This window comes from Oleiphilus sp. HI0043, assembly GCF_001634935.1.
Genome location: NZ_LWEY01000593.1, coordinates 1 through 938 on the forward strand (window position 1 = coordinate 1; position 938 = coordinate 938).

The 938-nt window shown below is 43.7% G+C and carries 2 protein-coding genes; both read left to right on the top strand.

Annotation, left to right across the window (positions count from 1 at the left end; translation table 11 throughout):
* Window positions 1-181, top strand: a 181-nt coding sequence (locus tag A3729_RS33835; protein ID WP_231877376.1) for a rhodanese-like domain-containing protein, incomplete at its 5' end; no start/stop codon positions are given.
* A gap of 199 nt (window positions 182-380) precedes the next feature.
* On the top strand, window positions 381-938 hold a 558-nt coding region (gene fabR / locus A3729_RS07355; protein ID WP_068633524.1), incomplete at its 3' end, for an HTH-type transcriptional repressor FabR.

Consider the following 938-nt stretch of genomic DNA (forward strand, 5'->3'; position numbering starts at 1 on the left):
AATCGTTCCTATAGTTAGCCGGCAGTATCCCGACAAAAACACTGAGATTGTTGTTTATTGCGCCAGGGGTGTGCGCGCGGAAAAAGCGAAGAATGCTTTGATTGCAGCCGGGTATAGCAGAGTTACAAATGCAGGTGGCATTGACGATGTGCGGCAGAAACGCAATATTTCAACAGATTAAATTCACCATGCACTACCCGCAAGGTATTAAATAACTTATCCAAGAATAAAATGAGCGCAGGTTAATCTAGCTGATACTTAGGCCGCACTGGCGATAGCTAATTATCGTTAATTATGAGTGGATTACGCCCACAAGACTAATTGTTAGTGCTATCATTATCGAATACGCTAAATTATTAATTGTTCTGAGAAAAGTAGCTGTGACAAAACGTTCTGAGCAGAAACAAAAAACACGAAGAGCTTTATTAGATAGTGCTCTAGATTTATTGAGTCCCGAGCGCGTCTATTCCGGGCTCAGTCTGCGTGAGGTAACACGTGGGGCGGGTATTGCACCAACCTCCTTCTATCGACACTTCGATGACATGAACGACCTTGGTTTAGCCTTGGTCGAAGAGGCAGGTTTAGCATTACGCCAACTTCTTAGAAAGGCTCGCTCCAGAATTCAAGAACAAGGCACTGCAATTGATATTTCTGTCGATACCTTTATTGAATACCTTATGAGCAACACAAACCACTTTCGTTTGTTGTTACGGGAGCATACTGGTAACTCTCAAGAGTTTAGATCTGCGATTAATTTGGAAATTCGACACGTTGTTACTGAGCTTGAAGAATATCTTAAAGTGCGCGCGATAGAAGGAACAAACAAAGCCGCCTTGGATTATCAGACGCGCAACGCTTTAGCGGAAGCTATGGTAACGATTGTTTTTCAGATGGGCGGCAACTGCCTGGACGCCACAAAGACCGAACGCACGAAAGAA